The organism is Fluviicola sp. (assembly GCF_039596395.1).
Classification (GTDB): domain Bacteria; phylum Bacteroidota; class Bacteroidia; order Flavobacteriales_D; family Crocinitomicaceae; genus Fluviicola.
In genome coordinates this window covers 1,026,533-1,041,242 of the sequence record NZ_JBCNJT010000002.1, presented here as the reverse complement: position 1 = coordinate 1,041,242, position 14,710 = coordinate 1,026,533, and the positions used below count along the sequence as shown (strand labels likewise).

14 protein-coding genes are annotated in these 14,710 nt (G+C 37.5%); 7 read left to right on the top strand and 7 right to left on the bottom strand.

Annotated features, from left to right (window positions below; translation table 11 throughout):
- Positions 1-2: 2 nt before the first annotated feature.
- From ABDW02_RS13385 to ABDW02_RS13375, 3 genes are read right to left on the bottom strand one after another with little or no spacing between them, the layout of a single operon-like run.
- Positions 3-1,928 (bottom strand): UvrD-helicase domain-containing protein, encoded by a 1,926-nt coding sequence (locus tag ABDW02_RS13385; RefSeq protein ID WP_343635217.1) that lies wholly within the window; start codon positions 1,926-1,928, stop codon positions 3-5.
- Positions 1,910-4,003 (bottom strand): ATP-dependent endonuclease, encoded by a 2,094-nt coding sequence (locus ABDW02_RS13380; RefSeq protein ID WP_343635215.1) that lies wholly within the window; start codon positions 4,001-4,003, stop codon positions 1,910-1,912. The genes ABDW02_RS13385 and ABDW02_RS13380 overlap by 19 nt, the downstream gene beginning before the upstream one ends.
- 16 nt (positions 4,004-4,019) lie before the next feature.
- Entirely contained in the window at positions 4,020-5,015 is a 996-nt protein-coding gene (locus tag ABDW02_RS13375; RefSeq protein WP_343635213.1) for a hypothetical protein, read from the bottom strand.
- Between the two features lie 422 nt (positions 5,016-5,437).
- Between ABDW02_RS13375 and ABDW02_RS13370 the strand changes: the two genes are divergently transcribed.
- Together ABDW02_RS13370 and ABDW02_RS13365 are read left to right on the top strand one after the other, a co-directional pair.
- Positions 5,438-6,481: a hypothetical protein gene (locus ABDW02_RS13370; protein ID WP_343635211.1), complete on the top strand. Its 1,044-nt coding sequence runs from the start codon at positions 5,438-5,440 to the stop codon at positions 6,479-6,481.
- Between the two features lie 24 nt (positions 6,482-6,505).
- Entirely contained in the window at positions 6,506-7,129 is a 624-nt protein-coding gene (locus ABDW02_RS13365) for an NADAR family protein (protein WP_343635209.1), read from the top strand.
- 15 nt (positions 7,130-7,144) lie between these two features.
- Here the strand turns inward: ABDW02_RS13365 and ABDW02_RS13360 are convergent, their stop codons facing one another.
- Positions 7,145-7,381: a helix-turn-helix transcriptional regulator gene (locus tag ABDW02_RS13360; RefSeq protein ID WP_343635207.1), complete on the bottom strand. Its 237-nt coding sequence runs from the start codon at positions 7,379-7,381 to the stop codon at positions 7,145-7,147.
- Positions 7,382-7,845: 464 nt separating this feature from the next.
- Between ABDW02_RS13360 and ABDW02_RS13355 the strand changes: the two genes are divergently transcribed.
- The 4 genes from ABDW02_RS13355 to ABDW02_RS13340 all read left to right on the top strand — a co-directional run bounded on the left by ABDW02_RS13355 (position 7,846) and on the right by ABDW02_RS13340 (position 9,876).
- Entirely contained in the window at positions 7,846-8,169 is a 324-nt protein-coding gene (locus tag ABDW02_RS13355; protein ID WP_343635205.1) for a hypothetical protein, read from the top strand.
- Between the two features lie 164 nt (positions 8,170-8,333).
- Positions 8,334-8,801, top strand: a complete 468-nt coding sequence (locus tag ABDW02_RS13350; RefSeq protein ID WP_343635203.1) for a hypothetical protein — start codon at positions 8,334-8,336, stop codon at positions 8,799-8,801.
- Between the two features lie 75 nt (positions 8,802-8,876).
- Positions 8,877-9,167 carry a DUF3892 domain-containing protein gene (locus ABDW02_RS13345; RefSeq protein ID WP_343635201.1) on the top strand — a complete coding sequence of 97 codons (291 nt, stop codon included), beginning with the start codon at positions 8,877-8,879 and terminating at the stop codon, positions 9,165-9,167.
- Between the two features lie 337 nt (positions 9,168-9,504).
- A complete protein-coding gene (locus ABDW02_RS13340; protein ID WP_343635200.1) occupies positions 9,505-9,876 on the top strand; it encodes a four helix bundle protein in 372 nt (123 codons plus the stop codon).
- Between the two features lie 48 nt (positions 9,877-9,924).
- Here ABDW02_RS13340 and ABDW02_RS13335 read toward each other — a convergent pair whose 3' ends face one another.
- The gene (locus ABDW02_RS13335; protein ID WP_343635198.1) at positions 9,925-10,383 is read right to left on the bottom strand and encodes a hypothetical protein; all 459 of its coding nucleotides are present in this window, start codon (positions 10,381-10,383) and stop codon (positions 9,925-9,927) included.
- Positions 10,384-10,497: 114 nt separating this feature from the next.
- A complete protein-coding gene (locus ABDW02_RS13330) occupies positions 10,498-11,256 on the bottom strand; it encodes a membrane metalloprotease (RefSeq protein ID WP_343635196.1) in 759 nt (252 codons plus the stop codon).
- Positions 11,257-11,373: 117 nt separating this feature from the next.
- On the opposite strand from ABDW02_RS13330, the gene ABDW02_RS13325 reads away from it, so the two are divergent.
- Positions 11,374-12,918, top strand: coding sequence for an acyl-CoA carboxylase subunit beta (locus tag ABDW02_RS13325; RefSeq protein ID WP_343635194.1), 1,545 nt, complete (start codon positions 11,374-11,376; stop codon positions 12,916-12,918).
- A 61-nt stretch (positions 12,919-12,979) separates the two neighbouring features.
- Here ABDW02_RS13325 and recJ read toward each other — a convergent pair whose 3' ends face one another.
- Complete coding sequence (gene recJ, locus ABDW02_RS13320) at positions 12,980-14,704, bottom strand: single-stranded-DNA-specific exonuclease RecJ (protein WP_343635192.1); 1,725 nt, start codon at positions 14,702-14,704, stop codon at positions 12,980-12,982.
- Positions 14,705-14,710 lie beyond the last annotated feature (6 nt).

Below are 14,710 nucleotides of genomic sequence, written 5' to 3'. Positions count from 1 at the left end.
TCTTATATTTTTTTTACATTGTTTTTGCCAAACCAACTTTCTGCTGTTGATATTACTTCGGGTTTTGGATCAAAATAGAAAACAGCTAACTTCTCTTTTGATCGGGTGCAGCAGACATAAAACAATTTTTTAGTTCTATTTAAAACACTCTCTTTATCGGTGCGATTTGTAAACAAATATTCAAAATTGTAATCATTCCAGTTACCATTATCCAAGATGACAAGCACGTTATCAAACTCCGCTCCTTTAGTTTTATGTTGTGTAGAAAATGGTGTACGACCTTCCAGGTATTCATAGAGTTTTTGAAATTCACGGAATTTAACCGCTTTTACACGTCCGTATAAATATTCATTATGTTCCTTGAATTTCTCCAGTCTGTCATCAATTAAGCAAATTCCTTTTTCATTTGCTTCGGTTATAACCTCTTCTATTGTTTTCTCACCTACTACTATTAAACTTTCAATATTTTTCTTCAACGCTTTTTTATCAGCAACACTTTTTATTTTGAACCTGTAATCAGTAACTCGAAGAAATTCATTGTAATTGCCATTTGAATAAAGTGAAATATTGGTTTGGATATTGAATAAGTGTTTTATCAAATTATCCCTCTTCGAACCTTTTCTATTTTCATCATCTTCATCCTGCTTTTTGTCATCAATCAATGCATCTTTATCCAAATACATTTTCCTCACTTCCGAAAACAATTTGTCCTTTAACTGATTATAAAGGTGCGCCTGATCAGGATCTTCTAATATCAAATCTTTCTTTAGTTGCCGACTCCTGTTTTTTGGTTTGTACTTGTCAACAACTATGTCAAAAGTATCATCTTCATTAACTACTATCTCAGGATTTCGGTTTGCCTTGATTTTTTCCCATATATCTTTCTTTAGGGCCATGATCGGATCTTTATCATATATATCCATCAAGGTTCTAAAACCCACTTTATCTGCAATTAAATTATGAGTTAAATTAAGTTCTTTAGTCGTTTTTGCATTTTCAAAATCCCATCCATATTCAGTGGACAAGAATTTTCTTACTTCAGTAAGATCCTGATTAGTGGAATGTAAGAATATAATTTCTCCTTGTTTAACAGCTCCGTTGAACATATTTGGCGCATTTTTGTCAGAGGAAGGTTCCTGGACAATTCCATCTGTGCGAAGCCTGTTTGCAAGTGTGATCACTTTTTGAGGACTTCTCCGATTTTGAACCTTCTTAATCTCAAATACTTCATCCGCTGCCCCACCATTTTTGTATTCATCTAAATTTCCAATTCCTTCATCATATATAGATTGCATAGCATCACCAAAAAAGCCAATAACATTTTGTTTTTTGCTCCCCTTTAAATGAGTCAAAAATATTTCCACTACAGATTTACTGGTATCTTGATATTCATCAATAAAAATGTATTTGTATCTGTCTTTTACGATGTCATTCAATCTGACATATTTTTTAAAGAGGTATTCAGCAACAATTAATAATTCATCGTGAGAAATTATGCCCTCTGCGACTCTTAAATATTCTTTATACTGAATTCCTTTTTCCAACCCGTCAAAATAATCATCCGGTACCGGAGAAATTCCTTGAATTGAAATTTTAGAGATGTTTTCATCATTTGCTAAATTGACAAGTGCTGCTCTAAGTTCTTTTTGAAAGTGCTTGATATTGTCCCATAAAAAATCGTGAATTGTAGTTACATTCAAATGTTTATGATTTACACGCTCCTCAATTTCTTTAACTGCGGCATTTGTGTAGGTCATACAAGCTACCATCGAAGTAGGATTCTCTTCAATCACTTGCCGGATAACCTGGACCAATGAATATGTTTTACCGCTTCCGGCTCCTCCACTCAAAAGAAAGTTACTTTTCTTATCAATACATTCAAGTATTTGCTTAACTTCTGGTTCCAGTCCTAATCTTGCTTCAGCCATAATAAACCTTCTTTAATGTATTGCGGAGTTTTCCAATTACTTAATTTACTGTTACTGTGATAAACTATATCTAATGCGAAGTGTGTTTTCTTTTTAATACAATTATCAGCTAAGAAATATGATTTTTTAGTTGGATCATCAAAATATTCTCGGTTCTTTAGTCCTCGAAAATCATCTTTTTTATTCTTTACAAAATCATGATTGATATGTATAAATGCATCTTCAAAACTTCTTGCATTGTACCCTTGCTCTGCAACCTGATAAACGACACACAATTTTCCTTTCGCATCTTTTTTCCATTTATCCTTAACCTTACTAAACAATTTTTGCGATAAATTATAACCTTTCAAATCATTCAAGTTTGCATCATTGAAGAAGAAGCTGATGGCTCCATTAGAGTATCCCACACCTGCAGACACTTCGCATTTTTCACCACTGTTGTCTATTGCATCCAAGTCGGTGACGATTATTGACTTAATTCCTATAAAATCAATGAATCTTTCAAAAATCTGTGAATAGGCTCCTACTTCAATGATGGAAATATTCTGTGAAAGAAGTGGTAGCAACGGATCTTTTTCTCCAAGATCAGAAAAACGTTTTTCCTCCTCAAGATCAATCTGCTTCATCATTGTAGGAATAAGAATTCTTTCTGTATCTCCTTCAATCAATATTGCTTTATCTGCAAAGAAAATCTCAGCTCTGCTTATTGTGAGATATTGCTTCAGAAACTGATATTGCTTCGGGTCTTTAGCATAACCATCTTTTAAATCCTTTAAGTTTTTGGCTAACACATTATTGTTATCTTCCTTCTTCAGGTATTTAATATCATCAAAATCGCTATCAGCAACTATACATGCTGAATGGGTACTTATAATATATTGCAGATCACGGTGCTCCTTATCAATTCGATTGATCCCTTCTCCAAGAAGTTTTTTAATATTTTTGATAAAAACATATTGCATCTGAGGATGGGTATGAGCTTCAGGTTCCTCAATAAACAACAGATTAATATCTGCCAACTTTTCTCCTTGTTTTCTTTTGAAATCCTGAAGCAGTATTTCGATTTCGAAAATCATACTGATCAGATTCATATAGCCTAAACCGTTATAATGTTCAGGAAGTTTATGATCTTCATCATGACTGTAAACTACAGTAGTATTTCCTTCCAGTAATTCTCTGTGTTGCAAAGTAGAAACAATTTTAATTTCTGACTCGTTGAGTTTTATCCCTCCAAATGATCTGACCTTTTCCACCACATCGTTGAATAACGTCGAATAGATCGTTGTAAGACTATCATCTGTTACCGTCAATGTGTCCTGAAATATATCTACTTCTTTTCTTTGCTCTTCATTTACTTCAGTGCGTTTGTAAATTCTTGAAGTTTGTCTGGACAATGTTTTGTCAATGTCCTTATTTGTGACATCTCTCTTGGCACTAATAAATTTGAAATTAATAATATCGTCAATCTTTATTTTCCCGTCAATCAAATCAATATAATTCGATTCATTAATTCGTTTTGAACGACGATTGTATTCAAAAGACTTCTTTTGAAGTTTGAAATAGCTTAACTGATGTCTTTGTAAAAAATCATATAATTTTTTTGGTGTATATGCCTTTTGCTTAGCCCTTTTTTTCACTTCTTCCTTACTAAATTCGGAATAGTCTTTTCGAATCTTGACATAATCATTGAAATGCAGAGTATATTCAAATCCTAGCACAACGATATTATTAGCTGGATCCAGATCCATCATTACACGACTAATATTGGAAAGATCATCATGCTCATTATATTCAATGTACACCTTCAATTTAATTCCACTTGGTGCATAATTGTTCTCTGAAATTGGTTTAGCACCAGTAATTATCTTTTTCAGATGTTTTTTAAACTCTATGCTAAAATCGTCAAACGAAAATTTGTTTTTATCTGATGATCCTAAGAACTTTTCCATTACGGAAAGTATAGACGTTTTCCCTGTATTGTTTTTGCCAATGATTAAGGAAAGTCCTTGTTCCAAATCCATTGAAAAGGCTTTAAGAAGTCTGAAATTGTCTACCTCTATTTTGAATATTTTCATTTGTTCTTTTTTGTGGTTATTCATTAATCGAATCCGGGATAATTTCTTGTTCGCTTGTCCAACAATTGATATATACAAACTCTTCCAGGTGACTATTTAAATGATGTCTATAAGATGACTCTGCTGCGGATTTTTGTATAGGCTCCAATCTCTCTAATTCTTCTACATGTTTCTGGTATGCCTGAAGAGATCTTTCATCCGTGGCTTTATATAATGTGACGAATTCATTGGAATGGAAGTCTGTTGCAAGCAAGTTTCCGTTTTCTATACGGACATTTGTTAAGAAAAATCTAAATGGGGATCCAAAACTTCCTCTACTGAAGGATTCATAAGTATCTGTGAGTATAGGATTTGCTTTCCAGTACTCACAATTGGTGGATTCCAATTCAATATTTTGGAGAAATTCAAGGCCATGGACTAAGATTTTTTTTCCATCATAAGAGTGAATGAACACATTATTTGAGAAGATGTTTTTATCTCTCCGCATTTGGGTATCGTTATTTATCTGGAGAGTCAATTTATTAGGGTCAAGAAAAAGCCGGTTGATTATATTGATTCCAGGCATGATTGCAACTTTTTTAATTGCTCCAGCAAAATGATGCCCATCAGGATGTGATTCCTGATTTCTTAATTTTCTCAACCAATGCAGATCACGAATCACAAAACCCGGATATCCAAAGTTTTTTAATTCTTTTATCAATCGCCATAATTCTTTATCCTTAGTTTCATCACTACGATCTTGATATTGCAATGGATTGTCGAGTTCTTTCGATCTTAATTTTACAGCCATTTCAAAAATGGAAAGCAGTTTTGCAAGTACCTGGTCATACATCTGCCAATGATAATAGGCATGAGCCATTAGGTATTCAACTGTTTTGAAACTATTGATTACATCTTCGTGAACTCCGGAATGGAAGTTTCCTTTGATTACATATTTTTTTACGTAATCATCCTGATTTTCGATTTTCAAATCTGTTAACCAAATTGGATCGGGAGTATAGTAGTCGGGCATGATATGATTTAAGAGCTATTTCCAGTGAATAATATGATTGCATATTCTTTCTTGCAATCCTTCAGCAAAGGAAATAATTATTTTGTTCCATAAACCAAAACACATCAGAAAAGACTAAAAATTATTGTGTTAGGTATTTAATTGATATTGTTTCTAGCTAATTATACCAGGATTTGAGATTTTAAGTTGTCCTGAGCAGCGTTAATGAAAAGTTCTTCTTTTGGAAGCAAGAATATATTGAATGACTATAAATTGTAATTGAGTACAGAAACAATTACATATTATCCAATCGTTTTCTATTAACTTTACAAAAAAATCACTATTTCATATTTTAAAACCTTATAATTCCTATAGATTCCATGATAAATAAAGTTATTACCATTACCGCTTCACTTTCTGAAATGCACACCAATTAAGATGATATGAAAGATTTGGCAAACAGTGTTTTAGAAAAAATTAAGGATTACAGAAATAGTGATGGTATTCAAATAACAGTGGAAAGTATTCTGAAATGGGCAGAACAATTTGGAAAGGATGCTGAGTTCATGTTAACTGAAATCAATCACATATTGCCACAAACATATATACCTCTTGAAATTGCGAGAAACTGGATCAAAAGCCATATTGAAACAATGCTTAGTGATTCCAAGTATGGATCAATCACTGAGTTTTTATCAGAAACTGAATTTCTCGATATGCAGCCAATTGGAAAGAGCCAGAATGTAATCCTTGAGTTGGTGGACGAAGTACTCGTTGCTGAATACCAGCATTCATTCAAAGATTATGTGACTTTCCCAAAAACCAATTTTGTTTATTTTGATGATGTGCTGGCTTCAGGAGGTACAATAGGCGGACAAGTTATCGACTGGCTCAAATTAAAGAATGATGGACGTAATGAGAATCATTTGAGAATTTCAAAGGATGAATTCCGGCTGTCGATTCACCTGTTTTGCTTACATACATGGGGACATTCTTTTCAAAAAATCAGGATATCTAAAACATTCTCTCAAGCACTGGAAAGAAAAATCAAATGGTACAGGAATTTCGAAATTCAGAATCATATCAAATTCCATGGGGAAGAATTGAATATTGCTATTCCGGTCAAAGATCAGCCTAACAATGCTAAAACTTATCTGGCTAACTTGAACGCACAAAAATATGAAGATTATGCTTACCGACCGGATAATATTCCAGCTAAAGAAAGCTTTTTTTCTTCTCCGGAAAACAGAGTCAAATATGAAGGAATATTGCTTCAAAAGGGGCTGTTGATTATTGACATGATTCAAGGTCCAGTTTCGCCCAATATCAGACCATTGGGGTTCATCAATCCTAATTACAAGACTTACGGTTTGGGTACTCACTTTTTTACCTGGCGCAATATCCCGAATAATGCACCGTTAGCGTTGTGGTGGGAGGTTCCGGGGCATGACTGGCATCCATTGTTTCCAGCGAGACGAAGAAATTAATAAAATTCATTATCTTAGTGTAGCATGAAGGTATCACAAAGAACATATATTGCATCCGAAGTCATTACATTTAGTAATACAAAAGGAAAATTTGGTGGGTTGTCAAACATGGCACCTGATTATACTCTTTTTGTAAATGAAATTATTATTCCCAATGTGGAGGCATTGTATCAGGCTTGCAGATTTCCTTTGTTTCCTGAATTACAAAAGAAGATAATCAGCCAATCAAGCCCGATGGATGCGAAGCGGATCAGTAGGGAATACACACAGTACACACGACAAGATTGGGAAAACGTGAAGTTTGAAATTATGCGTTGGTGTGTGATGGTAAAGCTGGTGCAAAACTGGGAATCGTTCGGCTCTCTTTTACTCAGCACAAGCAACAAGCCGATTGTTGAATATTCCACTAAAGATCAATTTTGGGGAGCAGCACCATCGGATGATAAAACCCTGAAAGGTGTAAACGCACTCGGAAGGTTATTAATGGACATTAGGGAAAAGTATGTGGTAGATGGTTCAAAAATAAATTCAATATCACCTCCAAATATTCCTGGTTTTTTACTATTTGATCATATTATTACAACTGTTTATGATCCGTCCTATGTATCCATGGATTTTGAAAACAGATATGCTATGGAATTAGCATAAACTAATGTGTTTTTTCTAATCTCTAGTTTTTGCAGGTGTTGGCACCAATAATTCCTGAACATTTACTTCAAGTGCTATTGCAATATCTCTAAGAAATTTGACTGTCGGTTGACTTTCATTGTTACAAATTCGCGTAATGGTATTGGGAGTCTTATTTACCATTTCAGCTAAAGCCTTTTGAGAAATATTCAATTCAGCCAAAACAACTTTTATCCTGTTCATTCGAATCTTCTCTTCTTTGTCTTTAGTCATCGTAATTTGTTTTTTCACTCTAAAATATCCATAAAATGAATGAAAGCATACGTTTTACAAAGAGATCAGAAAGACTAGTGAATCTCAAAAAATACATTTTATGGATTATTTAATTCATAAAATTTGTATTAAAATTCATTTTATGTATCTTAGCATTGTTTAAAACTTTTTTATTTCATGTAAAAACAATTAAAATATGTCAAATCGTACCTTTGTGAAAGAACAAAGAAGGTACTTCTAAATATTAAGAGTAGCGTTAGCTATTAGGTCTTGTCTCACGAAATCGCCAAATTTAGTACACAAGAACTGATAGACTAACCACTCCCAAGAAACGGGCGTGGTTGTCTTTGGTTTATTGTGTACAAGGCGTTTGGCGATGCCTGTGAGACAGTAAGCTGAGCACCACGCCTGCTTGTTTATCAACGTTCTGTTTTGGTGCTGAACAGAAATTAACCCTCCTTCTAATGGCACTTCCAACTCCTTCACAAAACACTTTCATCTGTAATAAGACTATCATAATCAATCTAATAAAGCAGGATTTGATTAACTGGAAAATGATCTACTCACTTCAAAAGATGCAGATTCGTGCGGATGATTATCAACTGGATATAGGACCGATCATCTTTGAAATGATGGACCTAGAAAATCGCAATGATGCAAGTGAAATCTTTGATAAATATGTGGAAATGTCAAAGCCGATACTAAAGACGAAAGCAAATCAATCAAATCGAAGAATTGATCTACTTGCTTCCAAAATATATAATTACCTAGAAAGCTTAAGTCAATAATAAACTGCTAGTTAACACTAGCGAAACCGCTTTTCAAATTGGATGGTGGGGTTTATGTTTTTACTCAAATTGTCTTCGAAAAATTACACTCAAAAATGTTTTCTAGAATTTTGAGTATAGTCATTTTCTTATATCTTCGATGACTATTAACCATATTCCACTCCATGAGCGAAAAGACAGTCCATATCCAAACCATTGGTGAAGCTATAACAACTATTGCGACCTCTAATATTGATCTTATACTTTGGTACAGCTTCTCAATAACTATAATAGCCATTATAATGGTTGTAAGAATACTTAGGAAAGAAAGTAAGTATAGGACTTGGAAAACAGATAAAATAAATCTTTTTGGATTGTATGAGCGAGAATGGTCTGCTACTGAAGACGAAGTTCTCCGGCAGCTTTGGGATGAGAACCAACGGCTTGAAGGTTCTGTTGCTGAATACAAGCAAAAGTACAGAGCAGCACGTACTACTAACATTATAATTGCAGTCATTTTAATGATTTATGCTTACATCTTTGTTACAGATCATAAACATTTTGGAAATAAACTATTCGCATGGACGATCAGGATTGCAATAATTTGTTCAGTGATTCTTTTGGTTAATTATACTGTTAGGGTTGTGAAGTAAAAAGTTTCTAGAAATACAATTGGTTTTTGAAAATCAAATATTTAGATTCGTCACTTAACTATTATTCATTGAAACATGGCAACAACAAAACTTGAAGTAAAATGCATTAAGAGAGCTGGAAACGTAAATGCACATGAACATATAACTCATATAGGAGGAATCCATCTAAATCAAAAATGGGAGGTTTCCGTACCAAATGCAATTGCCAGAATAGAAGCTGGAACTCACCAGTTCTTTGTAACTCAAGGATTCAACACTGCTGAAATAGGGGTTGTAAATATGTCAAATGGAACCAAGTATCTAAGAACAATAAAAGATGGAACACTTACAGATAATCTCTTGAGTTTACCCGAATGTTCAATTTGATGATTGATTTGAGATTGGCTCATTGTTCATAATATACGAGAAGATCAACTTCATTGATTACAAAACAGTTCTTCTTTTATTCCGACCATAATTCTCTATCTAGATTTTTCAAGGAGTTAAAAGTTCGGATTGTAAATATGAAAATTACCGCTGCACCGAATTAATCTGACCCCTAATCAAACTATCTTAAACTTTTTAATACCTTTATTTTCCAGTAGGATTTCAATTCATAACCTTTTTCTGTACCCATAGTGTGAAAAGAATCAAAACATGAGTGTTTTCGGCAGTTATAGGATATTTTCATGACTTACTTAAATAGGAAACAGTTATAAAACCCATGAAAAACACAGAATTCGACATCAAGAAAAGAACCTTTCAATTTGCTCTGGAAATATTACTTCTTTGTAAACAAATCCAGGAAACAGATCGCGAATATATTCTAACCAAACAATTGATTCGTTCTGCGACATCCGTTGGCGCAAATATTCGTGAATCCCGAAGTGCTCAAAGTAAAAAAGACTTCATTCATAAAGTTAGTATTGCACAAAAAGAATGTGATGAAACAACCTACTGGATTGAACTTTTATTGGCTTCAACTGCTAATTACGAATCAAAACTTAAGCCCTTACATCAAGAATCGGAAGAATTAATGCGCATACTTAGCGCAACGATTATAAAGTCAAAAGCAAACCTGCACGCTACCAAGTGAATTTACATTTCATTTTTACTTTTAACATTTCATCATTTTACATTTTAACTACTTCGTATTTTGAATCCCCAGATAAACCAGCAAAGCCGGCACAACAACGGTCACCAACGTTACGATCGCATTGATGTTGAACTTCTTCTGATCCACCTTTGAATCGGTAGGCCTTGACTCAAACCGGTATGCCACATCGGTGGAATCGTAATAAGCAACCAGGTCCATGTATTTCCCGATCTTTTTCTTCCCATTTGTTTCCTTCAGCATAAATGGAATGGTTTTGCGGTCCGTGGTGCGGTATTTATAAACAAATGACCGGTATCCGGTAGAATCGTAGATATCCATATCGTAGGGCTGTATTCCCAGCCGGGCGTTTACGGTATCCAGAGTCATACCGGTTTTCAATTGCATGACTTGTTCTACATGCGTGTACTTAGGTGCCGAGATAATGCACGACTGAACCAGCATTGCCGGAATGAGAATAACTGTCAGGATCTTATTTCCTTTTTTCATAGCGAATCACTAATTGGTAAGAGGCATCCAATCAGGCAAATCGAGGAAACTGCATCAGCAGGGAGTCACAAAATACAAAAAATGAACAGGAAGGAAGATTTAAAAAAGCTTAATTTATCTTCCGCCATTCTCTTTTAAATCTCTCAGGCAATTTTCATCAAAGGCCGGAACCGGGGAATTCCCGATCAGGTTATTGAAGACATTTCCGGTTTCTACTTCCCAGTACATCAAACAATCCGTATTATCGCAATGAGCACCGTGAGCTGTATCCTGGTGAGAACTATACATGGTGGAACCCAGATTCACCAGGCCTAAAATATGGCCGAATTCGTGATTGATCACCGTACTTTCCAGTTTGTACAATTCAGGCTCGCCGAAACCACCGGCATTATCTTTCAGGGATTTTTCATAAATCACCATGGACGTATTGAAATAAGCCTGCCCCAAAACCATGGCGGAACCTTCGTTTTCAGCCGAAGGGCCGTCGAGGAAGATAAAACAGGTTGCAAGGTCTTTCTTATAGGTAAATTCCTGCCGGTTATCATTTTCAATCGTTTTTACATCTTCGATGGAATAAGAACTTTTTCCCTGTGCCACAATTTCACGAAGCACCACATGAATTCCTTCCGGCTTATTGCAGACATTCGTTACCAGTTGTTTCAGGTTCTCAACCGCCTGGTCCGTGGGTTGGAACCCGGTCATGTAAATAATTTCAATTGTAATCGATTTATATTTCTTGTCCGAAAGGATATCGTTGGCGGAAGAACCTACGTCCTGCCGGTGGAATTTCCGGATTCTGCGGTCGCTGTCTTTTTTGCAGGAATAAGGCACAAATGCCAGGAAGAGCACGAAAACGAAGTGGAGAGTACGCATAACTGATCTTTTTGAGAAAGATATCATTTTTCCCGAAAGAAAAAAATACCGCCTTTTAAATCGGTAAGATGATTTTTAAGCTGAAAGTGTATCTTTGGTGCCCACAAACCTTTTTTCATGAAAGAAAAGAATGCTGAACTGATTCAAAAACGCGACGCTGCACAATTAGGCGGTGGCCAGGCACGAATTGATAAACAACATGCGCAAGGGAAACTAAGCGCAAGAGAACGAGTGACCTTATTGATGGATGAAGGATCATTCCAGGAAATCGGGATGTTTGTGGAGCATCGTGCTACTTCCTTCGGATTGGATAAAACAAAAAGTCCGGGTGACGGTGTAATTACCGGTTTCGGTACGATCCACGGAAGAGTGGTTTACGTGTTCTCGCAGGATTTTACGGTTTTGGGTGGTTCACTTTCCGAAACACATGCTCAGAAAATCTGTAAAGTATTGGATTTGGCCATGAAAAACGGCGCTCCTGTTATCGGTTTGAACGACTCTGGTGGCGCACGTATCCAGGAAGGTGTTGTTTCCCTGGCAGGTTATGCAGATATTTTTTACCGCAACACCCGCGCTTCCGGAGCAATTCCGCAAATTTCCGTGATTATGGGACCTTGTGCAGGTGGAGCGGTTTATTCCCCGGCATTAACCGATTTCGTTTTCATGGTGGAAGATACTTCGTATATGTTCGTAACCGGGCCAAACGTTGTAAAAACGGTCACGCACGAAGAAGTTAGTTCGGAAGACTTAGGTGGGGCGAAGGCTCACGCTGAAAAATCCGGAGTTACGCATTTCACCGCTGCAAACGACGTGGAATGTTTACGCAAGGTTCGCGAACTATTGACCTACATGCCTCAAAATGCCATGGAATTGGCACCGCAATTCGGAACAGCTTTGTTTGCAAAAGAAAAATTGAGCCGCATTCAGAATATTGTTCCGGATAATTCCAATTTACCATACGACATTCGTGAGATCATCGATTGTTTGATCGACGACGACACCTTCCGCGAAGTACAGGCAGATTTTGCGCCTAACATTGTAGTTGGTTTTGCACGCCTCGACGGAAGATCCATCGGAGTTATTGCCAACCAGCCCGCATCCATGGCCGGAGTATTGGATATTGACTCTTCCCGAAAAGGTGCGCGTTTTGTGCGTTTCTGTGATTCCTTCAACATTCCGCTGCTGGTATTGGAAGACGTACCCGGATTCTTACCGGGAACCGACCAGGAATGGAGAGGAATTATCACCCACGGGGCAAAATTATTGTACGCATTCTCCGAAGCAACCGTTCCAAGAATTACGGTAATTACGCGTAAAGCTTACGGTGGTGCATTCGACGTAATGAACTCCAAAAACATCGGGGCAGATTTGAACTATGCATGGCCGACTGCAGAAATTGCAGTAATGGGGGCAAAAGGTGCTGCGGAAATTATCTTCAAATCCGAAATTGCCGCTGCAGAAGACAAAGAAGGAAAATGGAAAGAAAAAGAAGCGGAATACGCCGATATGTTCGCCAATCCTTACCGTGCAGCAGAAAGAGGTTTCGTGGATGCGGTTATTTTACCGGAAGAAACCCGCGCAACATTGATTGCGGCATTCCAATCCCTGGAGAAAAAATCCGAAACATTACCGAAGAAAAAACACGGAAATATCCCGTTATAAAATAAGGGCGAAAAATTTTTCGCCACACGTAGGCACGCGACGCATCGCGTGCCTACGTGTTTTATAACGTTTCCCGGATATCCCGCACCTGGATTTGTAAAGTCGTTCGGTTTTGCCAGGTATTGGTTTCAAGCGTAAAGGCACAATCAAACGCACAACCCGAAGCAATCAAATCCGCTTTATCCGGCATATTGAAGCCGATCGCGGAAAGTTCGATTCCTGAAACAGGATCTACCAGGTCGAATTTCAAATGCGCTTCTTTCAGCACTTTTCGTTTACTCGCATAGGCATTCCGGATACAGAAAACCGGTTTGTCATTTCCCGGCCCGAAAGGTTCCATTTGTTCCAGCATGCGGTAAATTCTCGGTACCTGGTGCACCGATTCTCCCGCCAGGAACAAATCCGAAGCCTTAATTTCCAGGTCAATCACCAAATCTTCCACCTCATCCAATGGCTGGATGTTCTGTTGAACATATGCATCAAAATGTTCGGTGAACAGCGCAATATTTTCCAGAGGCAAAGTCAGTCCTGCGGCGTGCTGATGTCCGCCGTATTGTGTCAGTAAGTGTTCGCAAGCCGAGATGGCCTCGTACACATTGAACCCTGAAACCGAACGTGCCGAACCGGTTGCTTCGCCCTTGTTCTGGGTCAAAACAATCGTCGGACGGTAATGATGTTCAATTAACCGCGAAGCAACAATTCCGACAACACCTTTGTGCCAGTCGGATTGGAAGACCACCGTTGATTTGCGGCTGATAAACAATTCATCTCCCTGAATGATTGCCAACGCTTCCTGCGTTGTTTGCGCATCCAGGATCCGTCTCTCGGAATTGTACTCATCGATTTCCAGCGCAATACTTTTTGCCTGTTCCCTGGATCCTGCCAATAACAACTCAACCGCCCGCGAACCGCTTTTTAAACGTCCGGCGGCGTTGATGCGCGGTGCAATGGTGAAAACCACATTCGACAAATCAAGCGGGAAAGAGCGTTGCGCCTGTTCTACCAAAGCAGCAATTCCCGGGCGCGGATTTTCATTCATGCGCTGAATGCCATGTTTACACAAAATCCGGTTTTCACCCGTTACGGAAACGATGTCCGCACCGATGGCAACTGCCACCAAATCCAGGTATTCAAACAATGTTTCTTCCGGTTTACCGGTTCTTGAAAACCAGGCTTGCAATAATTTAAACCCGACACCGCATCCGCACAATTCCTTGAAAGGATATGCGCAATCTTCCTGCTTGGGATCCAAAACAATGCAATCCGGAATAATTGCTCCGGGAGTATGATGATCACAAACAATGATGTCCAGGCCTTTTTCCCGTGCATAAGCTACTTTATCCACTTCTTTTATTCCGCAATCCAATGCGATGAGCAGGCTGCATCCGTTTTCCAGTGCCGTGTCAATTCCTTTGTATGATAAACCGTATCCTTCTTCATAACGGTCCGGAATGTAAAAATCTACGGAAGCATATGTTTTTAAAACGCTGTATACCAAAGCTACCGAAGTCGTTCCATCCACGTCATAATCTCCGAAGACCATTACACGCTGGTTTTTTTCTATAGCCGTTTGTAACCTTTCTACCGCTTCTTCCATATGTAACATCAAAAAAGGGTCGTGCAGATCGCTTAACTGTGGAGTAAAAAATGAACGAATTTGCGGAAGTGTTGTAAGATCTCTTTGAGTAAGTAAGGATGCCATGACCGGGCTCACTTTCAGGTTGTCAACTGCGGCTTGAATATTGTCGGGACTAGGTGTTTGTTTGATAAACCAGTGTTTTTGCATAAATTT